Below are 16,533 nucleotides of genomic sequence, written 5' to 3'. Positions count from 1 at the left end.
ATTAAATATAGCGAAATTTTAAGTATTTTAGAAGCTATTTTTAACCCAAACGACCCTGAATTAAGTCGCTTAGAAAAACTATACACCGATTAATTGATAATATGAACGAAGTTTTTACAAGAGCTAAAATAGATGAAGTTATAAATAAAAATTTTATTCCTAAATTACACACAGAATTTCCAATCTCAAAAAATTTTAAACGAAAAATGGGATAGATAGCAGATTATCATCCATTACCGATGACAAGCTTTTAAAAGAATTTTTACACTACCTAAAAAGCGATGACAAAATAAACTTACAAACTAAAAGGGCTATTTATTTACAAATTCTTTGTGTAAATTGCCCTATTAATACCACTAGTATAAAATGGGATTATATAGACTTTGCAGAAAAAACTTGGACTATATCTGCTAATGAAATGAAAATGGGTTATTCTCATCAAATGGCATTAAGTACTTATGCTATAAAAATTTTAAAAGAACAATCACAATTTTGCATTATTAATAATGGCTTTGTGTTTCCATCCTTTAACAGAGAAAGACGCTTACACAGAGATAGTTTAAATAAGGAAAAATTGTTAAAAATAGGTATCAGTGATGAAACAACAGAAATAGCCCTTTTGGGCTAAATTAATGTTTATTTACTCACCACACTAACATGAGTTTTTGTTTTAGCATTTTTATCTAAGGCTAAATCAATAACTGCATCAGCTAAGTCAGTATAACTTCCACTGCTTTCATTGTTTGAATTTGTAAATAACTCATCACTTCCTAAAATATAACCTGATTTTTTATCATCTGCTATATATGTAGCTGGTGGGCTTACATAAATATAATTAAGATTAGAAGTTTTTAACACCTCAAAAGCTTCGTACGTGGCCTTTGCAACACCCTTATAAGAATCAGGAAAATTTGGACTATCCATTAATCTAATTTGATGTTCTTTATCTACAAACAAGCTTCCAGCCCCACCTATTGCTATAAATTTAGCATTATTATCTTTTAAAATATTAATTAAATGTTGCATATGTTTTTTATGCAAGGATAAATCTTTCCATTCTCCAAAAGCATCAATTATTACATTATAATCTTTTAAATCATCGCTTGTAAGATTAAAGATATCTTTTTTAATAATACTAGCATTTTGTGGCAGTCTTTGAGTAGAATTTCTTACAAAGGCTGTAACTTGTACCTTTTTATCTAGTGCTTCTTTTACTATCAAAGAGCCAGTTTTGCCATTTGCTGCTAGGACGGCAATCTTTAAATTTTGCGACGAATCTTTACCAAAGCTTAAATTTAATACACAAAAAAGACTTAAAATTAAAATTTTAAATACTTTCATGTTTTAACTCCTTTAACAATTTTTATAATTTTAATGTATTTTTGTAAATAATAAATTTAAGGAAACTTTTGCTAAAGTTTCACATTTTAAAAAAAGGAAAAAATATGGAAATTATGCTTTGTGCTATTTGTAATATAGCTAGTGGAAATTGTAGTGAAGATTGTAAGTATTGTACTCAAAGTGCCTTTGTAAAAACAGATATTGAAAAATATAAACAAAAGCCTATAGAACAAATAGTTAAAGAAGCAAAACTAGCTTATAAAAATGAAGCTCTTGGCTTTTGTCTTGTTACTGCTGGGCTTGGTTTAAATGATGAAAAACTTGAATATGTATGTCGTGCAGCTAGTGCTGTGCAAAAAGAAGTACCAAATTTGCTTTTAATAGCCTGTAATGGACAAGCTAATTTAGAACATTTAAAAGAACTTAAAAAAGTAGGCATTTTTTCTTATAATCACAATCTTGAAACTAGCCGTGAGTTTTTTTCAAAAATTTGTACAACTCATACTTGGGAGAGTCGTTTTGAGACAAATTTAAACGCAAAAGAAGCAGGGCTTATGCTTTGCTGTGGTGGAATTTATGGACTTGGAGAAAGTAATGAAGATAGGATTAGTTTAAGAAATTCGCTAAAAGAACTAAAACCCTTTTCAAGTCCTGTAAATTTCTTTATAGCAAATAAAAATTTAAATTTACAAATTCCACCCCTTAATGCCGATGAAGCCCTTAAAATTATCAAAGATACTAAAGAATGCTTAGGCGAAACCGTCGTAATGGTAGCAGGTGGCAGGGAAGTAATTTTAGGTAATAGACAATATGAAATTTTTGAAAATGGAGCAGGTGCCATTGTGGTGGGTGATTATCTTACTACAAAGGGAGAAGAACCTAGCAAGGACATAAAAAAGTTAAGAAATATGGGATTTGCTTTTGCAACAAAGTGCCACTAATTTAAATGATTTACAATTTTTAGCCTTAATAGCCCTTTGTTTACTGGCTTCGCCTTATTTAGCTAAGCTTTTTCGCTTACCTATATCGGTGGCTGAGTTGATTTTAGGTGCTGTTTTGGCGTATTTTGGACTTATTAGTGAGAGTGAAAATTTAAAACTTTTAGCAAATATTGGCTTTTATTATCTAATGTTTATTGCTGGAATGGAAGTAAATTTGCGCGATTTATTTTACATAGATAAAGGTATTGCAAAAAAGGCTTTTTTATACATAAGCTTACTTTACATACTTTCAACACTTATAGTATGGATTTTTGAACTTTCTTTAATATTTATTTTAATCATGCCTGTTATGAGTGTGGGGCTTTTAACTATTCTATTTAAAGAATTTGGTAAAAAGGCATTTTGGTTAAATACTTCTATGCTAATTGCTACAATAGCAGAAGTAGTTTCAATCATAGCCCTAACTATAATGGGTGCATTTTTGCGTGAAAATTCAAGCCTTATTTTAGTAGCACAAAATATATTTTACTTATGTGTCTTTTTAGTTCTTTGTTTGCTTGGCTTTAAATTACTTGGAATTTTATTTTGGTGGTATCCTCAGCTTAAAATTATATTAATGCCTTGGGAGGATAAAAACGAAAGGGATATTCGTTTTTGCGTAGCCATTTTTATACTTATTATTATAGCTATGTTTTTAACCGAGTTAGAAGTGGTGCTTGGAGCCTTTGTGGCAGGTTCATTTATAGCTACATTTTTTAATCACAAATATGATTTAGAATACAAACTTTCAAGCTTTGGCTATGGTTTTTTAATACCGATTTTTTTTATTTATATAGGAAGCACTGTTGATTTAAGAATAGTTTTAGAATATAAAATTTTATTAAAAGCCCTTGTTTTAATGTTTGCAATGATACTTATAAGATTTATCAGTGCTATGGTTTTTGTAAAAAAATTAGGCTTTTTACACACTATTTTATTTACCCTTTCTCATTCCATGCCCCTAACATTACTTATCGCAACAGCTACGCTTTCTTATTCTGCAAAATTAATAGATGAAAATTTTTACTCAGCCCTTATTTTAACAGCCTTATTTGAAGCCTTATTTGTAATGAGTTTAATTAAATTAATAGCACATTTTAAAAATAGTGTTTAAGTTACTTTTTTACTCAAAAAAAAATATATTTTACTTAAATCAATTTAGTCAAATTTTAATAAAAGCTTTTTTTGTTACAATATGTAAATTAACCAAACCAAAAACAAGGAGAAAAAATGTCAAATTCAATTACAATCACAGATAATAGAGATGGTAAAAACTACGAATTTCCTATTTATGATGCAAGTTTAGGTCCAAGTGTTGTGGATATGTCTAGTTTTTATAAACAAACAGGAATGTTTTCTTATGATGAGGGTTTAACTTCAACTGCTACTTGTAAGTCAGAAATTACCTATATAGATGGGGAAAATGGTGTTTTATTGCATAGAGGATATCCTATTGAGTGGCTTGCAGAAAATAAACTTTTCTTAGATGTCGTGCATTTACTACTTTATAAAAATTTGCCAGACGAAAAAAGATTGGATGATTTTAGATATGAGCTTAAAAAACGCTCTTTTATACATGAAGGTATGCATAAACTTTTTGATGCTTTTCCAGATAATGCACACCCAATGGCTGTTTTACAAGCTGCAGTTGCTTCGCTTTCTACCTTTTATCCTGATCATTTAAATATGGACATAGAAGAAGAATATATGGAAATGGCCGCAAGAATTGTTGCAAAAATTCCCACTATAGTGGCCACTGCTTATCGCTATAAAAACGGCTTTCCTATGGCTTATCCAAATTTAGATAGAGGTTTTACTGAAAATTTCCTTTATATGTTAAGAACTTACCCATATGACCATGTAAAACTTAGACCTATAGAAGTAAAGGCACTTGATACTGTGTTTATGCTACATGCTGACCACGAACAAAATGCGTCTACTTCTACGGTTAGGGCTGTTGGTTCTACTCACGCTCACCCTTATGCTTGTATAAGTGCTGGTATCGGTGCTTTATGGGGACATGCACATGGTGGGGCAAATGAAGGCGTTATTAGAATGCTTGAAGAAATAGGAACAGTTAATAGGGTTGATGAATTTATTAAAAAGGCAAAGGATAAAAACGACCCATTTAGATTAATGGGCTTTGGTCATAGGGTTTATAAGAATTTTGACCCTAGGGCAAAGGTGCTTAAAAAATTAAGAGACCAATTAATCGATGAAATTGGCATAGATACAAATTTAATTAAAGTAGCAAGTAGAATCGAAGAAATAGCCTTGCAAGATGATTATTTTGTACAAAGAAATTTATATCCAAATGTGGACTTTCATAGTGGTCTTATCTTAAAGGCCTTAGGCATTCCAAATGAAATGTTTGCTACACTTTTTGTTATAGGTAGAACACCTGGCTGGATAGCCCAATGGATAGAATTAAAAGAACAAGCTAGTTTAAAAATTGTTCGCCCTCGCCAACTTTATCTTGGCGAAAAACAAAGATGAATTTAGACACTTGTTTGAATTTAGCCTTAGATGCTGCAAATCAAGCTTCTAAGGCTATTTTAAATGAAAGAAAACAACTTAAGGTTTTTAAAAAGGATGATGGAAGTCCTTTAAGCTCTGCTGACCTTGTGTCAAATGAGATAATTTGTGAAATTTTAGCTAAAAGCGATATTAAAATTTGTTCAGAAGAAAGGGTATTATCCTTTGATGAAAGAAAGAATTTAGAATATTTTTGGTTAATTGACCCACTTGATGGTACAAATGGTTTTTTAAAAAATTCAAATGAATTTTGCGTTATGATAAGCTTAATTCATAAAAATAGACCTATCTTAGGACTTATTAAAAGTCCAATAACTAATGATATTTTTTACGCTCACAAAGATAGTAAGCTTTATAAAAATGATGAAATTTTAAATACAAATAATTTTGAAAAAGGCAAATTTAAAGCCCTTTTAAGCGTTCATTATCCAAGCAAGGAAGATGAAAATTTTATACAAACTAATAAACTTGAAACTATAAAATGTGGTTCAGGTTTAAAATTTGGTCTACTTTTGCAAGGCGAGGCAGGGGTTTATAAGAGATTTGAAAGTTTACATATTTGGGATTTAGCGGCTGGTGATTTTTTAATACATAAAAATGGAGGTTTTATGTGTAATTTTAATGCCAGGTTGCTAGATTATAATAGCGAAAAATTTACCACTAGCCCTTTTATAGCAGTTGCTAAAAAAGAATTCTTAGAAGAATTTCTATAAATAAATCAAAACTTAAAAAATAATTTTTATTGCTAATTTTGTTAAAATTTTTTAGTATAATTTAGCCTTTAAAAAGGATAATAATGAAATTTTTTATAATTTTTTGTTTATTAATATTTGCCCAAGAAATAATACTTGCTAATAATTTTTCTCAAAAAAAGGTTATAAAAATAGACAAAAGCAAGGATAGATTAAATATCATAGAACTTAATCAAAATATGCCTACACAAAAACTTGATGAACAAAAGGGTTTGCTTGATACTTCTAGTATAAGAGAAGAAGAAGCGAGAAAAAGTGCTAGGGCAAAAAAAGATAAAAATATTGACTTTGGCATTTTAATAGGTGTTAGTAGTACCTTTGGTTATAGATTAAACGAACTTGATATAAGACCTGCGATTTTATCTAAGCTTTTTGCAAAAAAAATTATAAATTCCCTTAGATTATACAAGGCGAACACACAAGCAAACGGCTTATATCAAACTCAAAAAACTTTAAATTCTTTACAACCAAGTGGCTATTTTAGTATAGTTGATGTGAGTCCTTATTTAAAACAAGAAAAAAATAAAAATAAGATGTATTCTAAATTCACTGATTATTTGATTATAATTTATTTAAAGGATTTTTATGTTTTAGATACAAATTATATCTTTATGCAAACCCTAAACGCTCATGCTTTGGTTAATTTTAAAATAGTTTCTCTTACTACAGGTAAGGTTTTAGTGGCTAAAAATTTAGAATTAAAATTAGCCCTTGATAGCACTTTAAGCAGCAGGGAAAATCTTGAAAGCATAGCAGCTTATATGCCAGCTTCTATTGCACAAGTTATACAAGATGATGGCATTAATTTAAGACTTGAATAAGATTACTCAAAAAGCGAAATTATAGCTTGAGGTAAAAGTTCGTATTCTAGTTCGTGTATCTTTTTTTCAAAGTCTTTAAAATTTAAATTCCCTTTTTCAAAGGCCTTTTGAGCTATGATTTTTCCACTATCTAATTCTTCATTTACAAAATGAACGCTTACCCCAGCTACCTTCATATCGCTTTCAAAGCTTTCTTTTATGGCATTTGCCCCTTTAAAAAGTGGTAAAAGCGATGGGTGTAGATTAATGGCTTTTATATTTTGCGTAAAAACAGGGCTAAGAATTCGCATAAACCCGGCTAAAATCGTTAAATGAGCCCCACTTTTTTTTATTTCATCAACCAAAACTTTATCAAAATCTTGCCTATTTTGAAAATTTTTATTTTCAATTATTATCGTTTCAAGTCCAAATTTTTTAGCCCTTTGTATACCAAAGGCATCTTTTTTATTACACAAACAAAGCACAATCTCAAAGCTATTATTGTTTATAGCTTTTTTATGTAATTTATTTAAAATATTTTCTAAATTACTTCCATTCCCACTAAATAAAACTGCCAATTTTACAAGCATTTTAAACCCTTTATTAATTTTAAAGCATCAAAGCTATTTTGATTAAATTTATATTTTTTAGAAACTAAAGCATGGGCCAGTACGGCGTTACTTGCTGCATTTAAAGGGGTGAAATTTGTAGCTAAATTTGAAGCTATCATTCCACTTAAACAATCCCCACTTCCACCCTTTGCAAGACCTGCCATGCCAAGATTTACAACAAAGATTTGTTCTTTTTGACAAATTATAGGATTTGCCCCCTTTAGAACCAAAACACAAGGATAAGCAAGACTAAATTTTCTAGCATAAAAAAAGCGATTTTTTTGAATTTCATCAACGCTTATATCTTCGTTAAAACAAAGCTTTAAAAGCCTTGAAAATTCCTTTGGGTGAGGGGTTAAAACTACATTTTCCCTTTTTAAATGTGGCAAAATATCCTTGCTTAAAAAACAATTTGCATCAAGCACCAAAGCTAAATTATCAAGCAAGGGATTTTTTAAAATGCTTAAATCCTCAAGTCCCATTCCAATTGCTACTACCTTAGCTTCCTTGCTTAATTTTTCTTTTAACATTATAAGAGGAGAAAAGCTTTTTTTAGCAAGTAAGGATACAAGAGAGGCCCCAAAATTAAGTGCAGCAAGGGCACTTAGCGAACCAGCACTTGCATTTGCAGCTATAAAAATATGCCCAAAATTTCCCTTATTTGCATTAATTTTTCTTTTTATTAATGTTAAATCCTTTTTTTGAAGTAAAAAAGAATCAGCATTTGGAATAAATTTTTTATTTGAAATTCCAAGCCTTACTTGTTTTATTTTTCCAACAAATTCTTTTGCAAAATCTTCAAGTAAAATTTCTTTTAAAGCACCCATACAAGCTGTAATATTAGCCTTAAAACAAATTTTTTGACCAAGTGCTGTAGGTATATCACAAGCTATTTTTAAGGCCTTGCTTTCATTTACTTTATTTAAAATTTCACAAGTTTTTTCATCAAGTTCTCTTTTAACCCCTGTTCCTAAAATACAATCAACAATCACCTCATATTTTTTAAAATTTGGCTCCTTTTCTAAAAATTTAAAATTATAATTTTTTAAAATACTTTCTTGTTTTTTAAAATTTTCATTTTCCATAAAATTAAGTTTAAAAGCACTAACCCTTTTTAAATGACGCATTGCTACAAGCCCGTCACTTGCATTATTTCCACCACCTAGTAAAAATAAAATTTTAGCCCTTTTAATATTTCTTTTTTTACAAGCTTTTTTAATAATTTTAGCTAAATTAGCCCCTGCATTTTCCATTAAAATAATAGTATCTAAACCCTTTTTTTTAGCATTTTCATCTAAAAAATTGCTATCATTAAAAATTCTTTTCATCTTTGTTCCTGTAAAATTTTTTGAGTTTTAACGCCTAATTCTTCAAGTTTTTTAACATGAGAACTTAAACTTCCTTGACCACTTATTAATTTATTGTCTATATTTGCAATATTGTTTATAAAGATATCTTGCACTCTTTTAAGCTTGTTAAAATCATCAATCACACTTGCAAATTTATCATGAAATTTTGAAAAGGCCTCAAAGGCATTTATTAAATTTTCTCTACTTTTAGTATTATTCCAAGAAATTTGTATGGTTTTGAGTGCCATAAACAAGGTATAAGGCGTAACTAAATATATCTTTTTATCAAGTGCGTATTTGTATAAATTTTTGTCAACATTTAATGCTAAATCTAATAAATTATTATAAGGTATGAAAAGTAAAATAAAATCATAAGTTTGATAATCAAGTTGAACATAAGGCTTTGTCCCTAAATCATCTATCCTAGCCTTTAAATTTTTCGCCAAACTTAAACACGCTTCATCATCAATATTTTCAAAATTAAGTTCATCAGGCAGGGAAAATTTTGAATCAATAATTATTTTTCTTTCATTTGTTAAAGACAAGACAACATCGGCAATATAAGTTTTTTTATCGTATTTAACAGGTACTTGCAGTGTGTAGTGTTCATTTAAGATTAAACCACTATTTTCAAGTAAGCTTTGAAGTTGCATTTCGGCAAAATTTCCACGAACTTTTTTATCGCCTTTTAAAATTCTAGTTAAATTATTTGCATCCTTATTTAATTGATTAGTAAATTTAAATATATTATCTATATTTGTTTTAAGGCTAACCTCGTTATCATTTAAACGTTTTGCATATTCTTTAACATTGTCTTCAAAGGGCTTTAATAATTCTTTTAAATTCTCATTTAATAAAAATTTATTTTGTGAAAAAAAATTTTCACTTTCTTTTAATTGCTTATCAGCATTTGTCTTATTTTCATTTAGGCTTTGTTCTAAAATTTCATTTTTTATAAGAAGTTGTGCTTTTTGTATGCCTATTTTATAGTATTTATAAAGCATAAATAAAGAAAAAATAATTAAACAAATGCAAAGTATAAAAAGTAAAATTTCAAGCTCACTCATCTACTTTTCCCATAAAAAATTCTTTGCAAAGAATGGCTTGAGTTGCTATTACATGGCGTAAGGGGAGTAGTTTGTAATAAATTATTATATTGTATAGTAAATAACTCATTTTGGCGAATAATATAAGAATCTGTTATATTTTTAAATTTAAATTCTAAATTATTATACGAACTTCCCTTAACACTACCCTTAAAAGTATAAACCTTTTTTGTTTTATAATTAGCAAATTGACCTTGGATATTATCGCAAACTATAGTATTGCAATTATGAGTAATAGCTATAAATAGCATGTTATCAGCACTTACATAGGTACAATTTGAAGAATCAACATTACAAAATAATTTTGTAGCAAAAAGTATTAAAAAAAGCCATTTTTTCATTTATATCCTTTGTCTATAACTTAAAGCATTTAAAAGGTGTTCTTTTTTGATAAGCTCACTTTCATCAAGGTCAGCACAACTTCTAGCAACCTTTAAGCTTTTATTAATACCTCTTTGAGATAATTTAAAACGCGAAATTGCAACATCTAAAACTCCTTGTGCATCCTTATCTAAAATGCAAAAATGCTTTAAATCTTCATCGCATAATTTACCATTAAATTCCTTTTGACCTCTTTTTTTGCCAAATTTAAAGGCATTTAAGACCATATCGCTTAACTCCTTTGAACTAAAACTTGGCTTATCATCCTTGCTAATCTCATCCATAGCAACGTATAAATCAATCCTATCCATAATGGGAGCTGAAATACGATTTTTATACTTTTTAATCTCAATCTCAGAACACCTACAATCTAAATTTTTAGAAAATAAATTTCCACAAGGGCAAGGATTTTGTGCTGCTATAAAGCTAAATTTTGTCTCATAAGTAGTTTTTGAATTTACCCTTGAAATATGAATTTTATAATCTTGCAAGGGCTCTCTTAAACTTTCTATAACCTGCTTTGAAAAATGAGGAAATTCATCAAAAAAAAGCACTCCTCCATTTGCTAGGGCAACCTCGCCAATCTTAGCATTTTTAACCCCGCCTCCAAAAATACTAGCCATGGTGCTTGTATGGTGAGGGTGGCGAAAAGCCCTTTCTTTTGTGAATTCGCAGTTTTTTGAATTTAAAGATAAATAAGCATTTTGTAATAAAATTTCTTTTAAATTTTGAGGTGGCATAATATAAACTAAACGTTTAGCACACATACTTTTACCACTTCCAGGGCTTCCTTCAAATAAAATATTATGCATACCAAGGGCTGCGATTAAACAAGCCCTTTTAGCATTTTCTTGCCCTTTTATATCTAAAAAATCTAATTTAAAATCTGAATTTTCTATAAAAATTTCATTGTCTATAATCAAAGGCTTTTCAAAGAGTGGATGAGCCTTATTTACTCGAAATTTTTCATAATTTTTTTCTTTAAAAAATTCTCCTACTTCATCTAAATTTAAAAGCCCATAAATTTCTAAATTAGGAATCATACTTGCCTTCATGGCTATGCTTTTTGGCACTACAACCCTGGCAGTTTTAAGCTTTGTGCTTAAAAATAAAAGCAAGGAAAAAAGCTCATTTGTACTTTTTATGCTACCATCAAGCCCTAGTTCTCCAAGGACAAAAAACTCATCTATATCATCATTTTGCATTAAGATTAAACTTGCGATTGCTAAATCAAAATGAGAGCCCTTTTTTGGAATACCTGAAGGGCTTAAATTTATAGTGATTTTCCTAGCAGGTAGAGTAAAATCACAACTTATTAAGGCAGCCTTAATACGTTCAACACTTTCTTTAATAGCTGTATTTGCAAGTCCTACTATGCTAAAACCAGGTAATCCCTTAGTAAAAACAGACTCAACATCGATTAAATCAAGATTATCATCAAAACTAACACATTTAAGCTTTTTCATTTTTTTTAGCTAATTTTTGTTTTTTCTTAAATTCTGTGTCAAATTTTTTTCTTTTAAGATAAGAAATTCTCTCTATAAAAAGATGTCCATCTAAATGGTCATTTTCATGCTGGATTGCAACTGCTAAAAAATCACTTGCTTCAAGTCTTTGAAATTCGCCAAAGCGATCTTGATATTCTAATAAAATATGCTTATACCTATTTACTTCTTCAAAAAATTCAGGCACGCTTAAACATCCTTCTGTACAAGTGATTTGCTCGTCTCCTAGTGGGGTTATCTTAGGATTTATAATCTCAAGTAAATTTTCTTTTTTTTGTTCTTCATTTTCATCAAGTATATTTACAAGCAAGGCACGAAGTGGCACATCTACTTGAATAGCTGCTATACCTACGCCATTATTTGCTATCATAGTCTCATACATGTCATCAAGTAAAATATGAAGTTTTGAGTCAAATTCAAGCACTTCTTTTGAGGTCAAAAAAAGTCTCTTATTTGGGTAGGTTATAATCTTTCTTATCACAAAAATACCTTACTTAAAGCTTTTTTCTAAAACCTTATCAATAATGCCATATTCCTTAGCCTCGGTTGAACTCATAAAAAAATCTCTATCCGTATCCTTAGCAATCTTGCTTAATTTTTGCTTGGTATTTTTTGCTAAAATTTCATTTAAAACTGCTTTTAAACGCAAAATTTCTTTGGCCTGAATTTCAATATCTGTTGCTTGACCTCTAGCCCCACCTAGTGGTTGATGAATCATAATTCTAGCATTTGGCAAGGCAAAACGTTTTCCTTGAGTACCACAACTTAATAAAAAGGCACCCATAGAAGCAGCTTGTCCTATGCAAATAGTGCAAATATCAGGTTTTATATAACACATAGTATCATAAATACTAAGACCACTTGTTATAACTCCACCTGGTGAGTTTATATAAAGATAAATATCTTTTTGTGGGTCCTCTGCTTCTAAAAATAAAAGCTGGGCTACTATTGAAGATGCCATATTGTCCTCAATCTCACCACTTAACATTACAATTCTATCTTTTAATAAGCGAGAATATATATCATAAGATCTCTCACTTCTACTTGTCTTTTCTACAACAAAAGGGATATTCATTTATACGTCCTTATTTTTTGATAAAAATATCTTGGAAAAGTTTTTCTTCTACAAGAGCCATTTTTAAGGCTGGCAAGGCACCTTGTTTTTTATAATTTTCTAAATGTTCATTAGGATTCATTCCATAACGATAGGCTTCAAAATAAACTGCTTGTACGAGTTCTTGGTCGCTTACTTCAATCTTTCTAAGTCTTGCTAACTCATCAACTATAAAGGTAAGTTTAACGCTTTTTTTTGCATCATCCTTAAAGCTATCTCTTTTTTCCTTTGCCTTATCCTTGTCCTTAGCAAAACTTTGCCTTTCTTCATCGCTAAAATTTACCCAAGCATTTCTAAATTGTATATCTGTTTCTTGTTCTACTATGCCATGAGGTAAATCAAAATCAAATTTTTCAATCAAAGAATCTACAAATTTTGACTTTAATTCTTCATTTATTAATTTATACAATTTTTCATTATGAATTTGTTCTTCTATTTGTTTATCTAAAAGTTCAATGCTTGGCTTTTCTTCATTTGGCAAAAGCTTTTTTAAAAGTTCATCGTTAATTTCTGGCATTTTTAAGACTTGAATTTCATGTAATTTTACCTTAAAGATAGCTTCTTTTCCTGCTAAATTTTTAGCATTATAATTATCCGGGAATTTAACCTTTATCTCCTTTTCTTCACCTTTTTTCATGCCTATCATGCCATCTTCAAAACCTGGGATAAACTGCTTTGAGCCTATTTCTAATACATAATTTTCAGCCTTACCTCCATCAAAAGCAATCCCATCAACAAAGCCTTCAAAATCAAATTTAGCAAAATCTTTTTCTTCTAAACTTTGCTTATCCACAGTCTCAGTTGTAGCATATCTTCTTAAAAGTTGATTTTTCTTTTCTTCAAATTCTTCCTTGCTAGCCTTTGGTATCTCATAGTTAGGAATTAATTTTTCATACTCATTAAGTTCAATCTTAGGTCTAAATGAAAGTACCAATTTAGTCTCAATGCCATTATCTTTTTGTTCGAATTTTTCAAAATAAGGCTGTCCTACAAGTTCAGTTGTATCCTTTTTAAGTTCTTTTAAGGCTAAATCTATAACCTCTTTTAATAATCTTTGTTCTGCATCTTGCTTTAATTCTTTTGCGTATCTTTTTAATACTGCATTTACAGGTACATGCCCTGGTCTAAAACCATCCATTTTAACACTTTTTGATGCTTCTTTGGCTAATTTTTGAATTTGCGTTTGCATAGCAGTGCTTGAAATACTAGCATCTACATTTGCATTAACAGAGTCTAGTTGTGTTGCTTTAACTTGCATTGTATTTTCCCTTAAAAACTAAAATTTTTGAGTAATCATAGCAAATTTTTCCTTATTGATTGCAAAATTTTTAAAGCAATTTATGATAAAATACGCAAATTTTTTTACTATAACGGAGTTAAGTTTGCAAGAAAAATTTCAAGATTGCATTAAAACTATATTAACATTATTAGGCGAAAATCCTAACAGAGAAGGACTTATAAATACACCAAAACGCGTATTTAAGGCGTTTGAATACCTTACTAGTGGCTATAAAAAAGATGTAAAAGATATTTTAAACAATGCTTTATTTGAAAGTTCGAATAACGAAATGGTGCTTGTAAGAGATATTGAATTTTATAGCCTTTGTGAGCATCATTTATTGCCATTTTTTGGTCGTGTGCATGTTGCTTATATACCTGATAAAAAGGTAGTTGGCTTAAGTAAAATTCCTAGATTAGTTGAAATTTTTGCAAGAAGACTTCAAATACAAGAACAATTAACCGAACAAATAGCAGATGCTTTAATGCAAAATGTAGGAGCAAAGGGCGTTGGCGTGGTTATTGAGGCAAGGCATTTATGCGTTGAAATGCGTGGGGTGGAAAAAGTAAATTGCACTACCTCAACTTCTGCACTTAGGGGCATTTTTTTAAAAGATGAAAAGACTAGAAAGGAATTTTTTTCTTTGATAAATTCTTTTAAACAGGTTCGTTTTTAATGAAATTAGAAAAACTTAGGGAAAGATTAGGACGAGAAAATTTAAGCGTAGTTTTTGGAGAAATTACAAAAATTTCGCCAACTAGCTTAGAGATTAAGGGCTTAAAAACAGGTATTGGCGATATAGTACAATTAGTTTCAAATACTAATGATAAATTACAAACTCTGGCTATGGTTATTGAAATAAAGGATAATTATAGTTATTTAAGTCCATTTTCTTTTATAGAGGGCTTTAAAATCGGCGATAAGGCGTTTATAAGCGATGCTGGAATGCAAATAGGCGTTAGCGATGAGCTTTTAGGAAGAGTGGTTGACCCATTCATGAGAGCAAAGGATGGCAAGGAAAATATAGAACCAACGCATTATATTCCTATTATGAAAGCACCCATTGATGCTATGAAAAGAAGTTTAATTGATACGATTTTTCCAGTTGGGGTTAAGACAATTGATGGGCTATTAACTTGTGGAGTTGGTCAAAAACTAGGCATTTTTGCAGGTAGCGGGGTAGGTAAATCTACCTTAATGGGAATGATAGTAAAAAATTCAAAGGCTACCATAAAAGTAGTAGCCCTAATCGGTGAAAGAGGCCGTGAAATACCTGAGTTTATACAAAAAAATCTTAATGGAAAGCTTGATAATACAGTTATTATTGCTGCAACTAGCGATGATAGTGCTTTGATGAGAAAATACGGGGCCTTTTGTGCTATGAGTGTGGCTGAATACTTTAAAGAAAAGGGGCATGACGTGCTTTTCATAATGGATAGTGTTACTCGTTTTGCAATGGCACAAAGAGAAATTGGCCTTGCCCTTGGCGAACCACCTACTACAAAGGGCTATCCTCCAAGCGTTTTAAGTTTATTACCCCAACTTATGGAAAGGGCAGGCAAAGAAGAGGGCAAGGGCACTATAACTGCCTTTTTTACGGTGTTAGTTGATGGGGATGATATGAGTGACCCTATTGCCGATCAGAGTCGTTCTATATTAGATGGGCATATTGTTTTAAGCCGTGAAATGACTGATTATGGTATTTATCCTCCTATTAATATACAAAATTCGGCCTCTCGTGTAATGAATGATATTATAAAACCAGAACATAGGGCATTGGTTATGAAATTTAAACGTTTAAATTCACTTTTAAAGGAAAATGAAGTATTGCTTAGGATTGGGGCTTATCAAAAAGGAACAGATAAAGAACTTGATGAAGCCGTGGCAAAAAAGGATTTTATGCAAAATTTCCTGATGCAAGAACCTAATGAAAATTTTGAATTTGAAGAAATGCTTGAACTTTTAAAGGGTATTGATAGCCAGGTACCACTTCCACCAGTTGCTAATGTACAACCAAATTTAGCAACCACAAAGACAAATGTACCACTTCCACCAAATGTAGCAACAAAGGCAAAAGTTTAAGTTTGAAATTTAGCAAAAGGTAATTTTAAAACATTAATTTAAGTCCTAGAAAAAAAATATAATTTATGTAAATGTTTTATTTATCGTTTAAAAAATAAATATCAACGCCATAATTTATATAAAATCCTAAACTGCTAATAATTATAACAAATACATACAGATAAAATATACGCTTTAACGAATTTTAATATCTATTTTTAGCTATAACACAAATTTTTATGAGATTACAAAAAATTTATAAAGAAGTGGTGCGGATGAAAGGACTTGAACCTTCACGCATTTTTGCACCAGATCCTAAGTCTGGCGTGTCTGCCAATTTCACCACATCCGCAAAAAAATGGTACGCCCAAGAGGATTCGAACCTCTGGCCTACGGCTTAGAAGGCCGTTGCTCTATCCAGCTGAGCTATGAGCGCTCAAAACAATGGTGCGCCCGATAGGAATTGAACCCATAACCTACAGATCCGAAGTCTGTCGCTCTATCCAGTTGAGCTACGAACGCCGAGTGGGGTGAGTGATGGGTCTCGAACCCACGACCCTCAGAACCACAATCTGATGCTCTAACCAACTGAGCTACACTCACCATTTTAAAAATGGTCGGGGTGAAAAGATTCGAACTTTCGGCCCCCTGGTCCCAAACCAGGTGCGCTAACCAGACTGCGCTACACCCCGAAATAAATAAAGCAAGTATTTTAACGA

The 16,533-nt window shown here is 30.5% G+C and carries 17 protein-coding genes and 5 tRNA genes; 8 read left to right on the top strand and 14 right to left on the bottom strand.

All coding sequences use genetic code 11. From position 1 onward, the window contains the following. Positions 1-211 precede the first annotated feature (211 nt). A complete protein-coding gene (locus tag FMM58_RS02915; protein WP_150140225.1) occupies positions 212-628 on the top strand; it encodes a tyrosine-type recombinase/integrase in 417 nt (138 codons plus the stop codon). An 8-nt stretch (positions 629-636) separates the two neighbouring features. On the opposite strand, the gene FMM58_RS02910 is transcribed toward FMM58_RS02915, so the two are convergent. Continuing rightward, entirely contained in the window at positions 637-1,341 is a 705-nt protein-coding gene (locus FMM58_RS02910) for an NAD(P)H-binding protein (protein WP_150140223.1), read from the bottom strand. An 83-nt stretch (positions 1,342-1,424) separates the two neighbouring features. Here FMM58_RS02910 and FMM58_RS02905 point away from each other — a divergent pair, with 83 nt between their 5' ends. The 5 genes from FMM58_RS02905 to FMM58_RS02885 all read left to right on the top strand — a co-directional run bounded on the left by FMM58_RS02905 (position 1,425) and on the right by FMM58_RS02885 (position 6,429). After that, positions 1,425-2,282: a biotin synthase gene (locus FMM58_RS02905; protein WP_317845487.1), complete on the top strand. Its 858-nt coding sequence runs from the start codon at positions 1,425-1,427 to the stop codon at positions 2,280-2,282. Then, positions 2,263-3,435 (top strand): cation:proton antiporter, encoded by a 1,173-nt coding sequence (locus FMM58_RS02900; RefSeq protein WP_150140219.1) that lies wholly within the window; start codon positions 2,263-2,265, stop codon positions 3,433-3,435. Before FMM58_RS02905 ends, FMM58_RS02900 begins: the two co-directional genes overlap by 20 nt. A 116-nt stretch (positions 3,436-3,551) precedes the next feature. Beyond that, positions 3,552-4,817 (top strand): citrate synthase, encoded by a 1,266-nt coding sequence (locus tag FMM58_RS02895; RefSeq protein WP_150140217.1) that lies wholly within the window; start codon positions 3,552-3,554, stop codon positions 4,815-4,817. Continuing rightward, positions 4,814-5,569, top strand: coding sequence for a 3'(2'),5'-bisphosphate nucleotidase CysQ (locus tag FMM58_RS02890; protein WP_150140215.1), 756 nt, complete (start codon positions 4,814-4,816; stop codon positions 5,567-5,569). Before FMM58_RS02895 ends, FMM58_RS02890 begins: the two co-directional genes overlap by 4 nt. Positions 5,570-5,652: 83 nt before the next feature. Continuing rightward, positions 5,653-6,429, top strand: coding sequence for a hypothetical protein (locus FMM58_RS02885; RefSeq protein WP_150140213.1), 777 nt, complete (start codon positions 5,653-5,655; stop codon positions 6,427-6,429). Positions 6,430-6,431: 2 nt separating this feature from the next. Here the strand turns inward: FMM58_RS02885 and purN are convergent, their stop codons facing one another. Genes purN through tig form a run of 8 tightly spaced genes read right to left on the bottom strand, consistent with a single transcriptional unit; the run spans position 6,432 to position 13,732 of the window. Further along, positions 6,432-6,998 carry a phosphoribosylglycinamide formyltransferase gene (purN, locus tag FMM58_RS02880; RefSeq protein ID WP_150140211.1) on the bottom strand — a complete coding sequence of 189 codons (567 nt, stop codon included), beginning with the start codon at positions 6,996-6,998 and terminating at the stop codon, positions 6,432-6,434. Continuing rightward, on the bottom strand, positions 6,989-8,347 hold the full coding sequence (locus tag FMM58_RS02875; RefSeq protein ID WP_150140209.1) for an NAD(P)H-hydrate dehydratase: 1,359 nt from the start codon (positions 8,345-8,347) through the stop codon (positions 6,989-6,991). The genes purN and FMM58_RS02875 overlap by 10 nt, the downstream gene beginning before the upstream one ends. Then, entirely contained in the window at positions 8,344-9,435 is a 1,092-nt protein-coding gene (locus FMM58_RS02870; RefSeq protein ID WP_150140207.1) for a DNA recombination protein RmuC, read from the bottom strand. Before FMM58_RS02870 ends, FMM58_RS02875 begins: the two co-directional genes overlap by 4 nt. Beyond that, the gene (locus FMM58_RS02865) at positions 9,432-9,815 is read right to left on the bottom strand and encodes a hypothetical protein (RefSeq protein ID WP_150140205.1); all 384 of its coding nucleotides are present in this window, start codon (positions 9,813-9,815) and stop codon (positions 9,432-9,434) included. The genes FMM58_RS02870 and FMM58_RS02865 overlap by 4 nt, the downstream gene beginning before the upstream one ends. Continuing rightward, positions 9,816-11,321 (bottom strand): YifB family Mg chelatase-like AAA ATPase, encoded by a 1,506-nt coding sequence (locus FMM58_RS02860; RefSeq protein ID WP_150140203.1) that lies wholly within the window; start codon positions 11,319-11,321, stop codon positions 9,816-9,818. It lies immediately after the preceding gene. Beyond that, a complete protein-coding gene (gene def / locus FMM58_RS02855; protein WP_150140201.1) occupies positions 11,308-11,841 on the bottom strand; it encodes a peptide deformylase in 534 nt (177 codons plus the stop codon). Before def ends, FMM58_RS02860 begins: the two co-directional genes overlap by 14 nt. Before the next feature lie 9 nt (positions 11,842-11,850). After that, a complete protein-coding gene (gene clpP / locus FMM58_RS02850) occupies positions 11,851-12,435 on the bottom strand; it encodes an ATP-dependent Clp endopeptidase proteolytic subunit ClpP (RefSeq protein WP_150140199.1) in 585 nt (194 codons plus the stop codon). A 10-nt stretch (positions 12,436-12,445) separates the two neighbouring features. Next, a complete protein-coding gene (gene tig / locus FMM58_RS02845) occupies positions 12,446-13,732 on the bottom strand; it encodes a trigger factor (protein WP_150140197.1) in 1,287 nt (428 codons plus the stop codon). A 124-nt stretch (positions 13,733-13,856) separates the two neighbouring features. Here tig and folE point away from each other — a divergent pair, with 124 nt between their 5' ends. Together folE and fliI are read left to right on the top strand one after the other, a co-directional pair. Continuing rightward, entirely contained in the window at positions 13,857-14,429 is a 573-nt protein-coding gene (folE, locus tag FMM58_RS02840) for a GTP cyclohydrolase I FolE (protein ID WP_150140196.1), read from the top strand. Continuing rightward, positions 14,429-15,835: a flagellar protein export ATPase FliI gene (gene fliI / locus FMM58_RS02835; protein ID WP_150140194.1), complete on the top strand. Its 1,407-nt coding sequence runs from the start codon at positions 14,429-14,431 to the stop codon at positions 15,833-15,835. The genes folE and fliI overlap by 1 nt, the downstream gene beginning before the upstream one ends. 246 nt (positions 15,836-16,081) lie before the next feature. On the opposite strand, the gene FMM58_RS02830 is transcribed toward fliI, so the two are convergent. From FMM58_RS02830 to FMM58_RS02810, 5 genes are all read right to left on the bottom strand, one after another. Next, positions 16,082-16,166: transfer RNA gene (locus FMM58_RS02830), tRNA-Leu, on the bottom strand. Between the two features lie 7 nt (positions 16,167-16,173). After that, a tRNA-Arg gene (locus FMM58_RS02825) sits at positions 16,174-16,250 on the bottom strand. A gap of 9 nt (positions 16,251-16,259) precedes the next feature. Beyond that, a tRNA-Arg gene (locus tag FMM58_RS02820) sits at positions 16,260-16,336 on the bottom strand. 4 nt (positions 16,337-16,340) lie between these two features. Beyond that, positions 16,341-16,417, bottom strand: a tRNA-His gene (locus FMM58_RS02815). An 11-nt stretch (positions 16,418-16,428) separates the two neighbouring features. Beyond that, positions 16,429-16,506 (bottom strand) — tRNA-Pro (locus FMM58_RS02810). Between the last annotated feature and the right edge of the window lie 27 nt (positions 16,507-16,533).

Source organism: Campylobacter sp. LR291e (assembly GCF_008633915.1).
In the GTDB taxonomy this organism is placed as follows: Bacteria; Campylobacterota; Campylobacteria; order Campylobacterales; family Campylobacteraceae; genus Campylobacter_D.
The sequence above is the reverse complement of the archived record's forward strand: the minus strand, read 5'-3'. Positions and strand labels throughout refer to the sequence as shown.

Excerpts from the sequence above, each read along its gene's own strand:
- FMM58_RS02895 (WP_150140217.1), top strand. The coding sequence starts at position 3,552 with ATGTCAAATTCAATTACAATCACAGATAATAGAGATGGTAAAAACTAC.
- fliI (WP_150140194.1), top strand. The coding sequence starts at position 14,429 with ATGAAATTAGAAAAACTTAGGGAAAGATTAGGACGAGAAAATTTAAGC.
- FMM58_RS02885 (WP_150140213.1), top strand. The coding sequence starts at position 5,653 with ATGAAATTTTTTATAATTTTTTGTTTATTAATATTTGCCCAAGAAATA.
- FMM58_RS02890 (WP_150140215.1), top strand. The coding sequence starts at position 4,814 with ATGAATTTAGACACTTGTTTGAATTTAGCCTTAGATGCTGCAAATCAA.
- FMM58_RS02860 (WP_150140203.1), bottom strand. The coding sequence starts at position 11,321 with ATGAAAAAGCTTAAATGTGTTAGTTTTGATGATAATCTTGATTTAATC.
- FMM58_RS02910 (WP_150140223.1), bottom strand. The coding sequence starts at position 1,341 with ATGAAAGTATTTAAAATTTTAATTTTAAGTCTTTTTTGTGTATTAAAT.
- purN (WP_150140211.1), bottom strand. The coding sequence starts at position 6,998 with ATGCTTGTAAAATTGGCAGTTTTATTTAGTGGGAATGGAAGTAATTTA.
- FMM58_RS02865 (WP_150140205.1), bottom strand. The coding sequence starts at position 9,815 with ATGAAAAAATGGCTTTTTTTAATACTTTTTGCTACAAAATTATTTTGT.
- clpP (WP_150140199.1), bottom strand. The coding sequence starts at position 12,435 with ATGAATATCCCTTTTGTTGTAGAAAAGACAAGTAGAAGTGAGAGATCT.
- FMM58_RS02870 (WP_150140207.1), bottom strand. The coding sequence starts at position 9,435 with ATGAGTGAGCTTGAAATTTTACTTTTTATACTTTGCATTTGTTTAATT.
- tig (WP_150140197.1), bottom strand. The coding sequence starts at position 13,732 with ATGCAAGTTAAAGCAACACAACTAGACTCTGTTAATGCAAATGTAGAT.
- FMM58_RS02875 (WP_150140209.1), bottom strand. The coding sequence starts at position 8,347 with ATGAAAAGAATTTTTAATGATAGCAATTTTTTAGATGAAAATGCTAAA.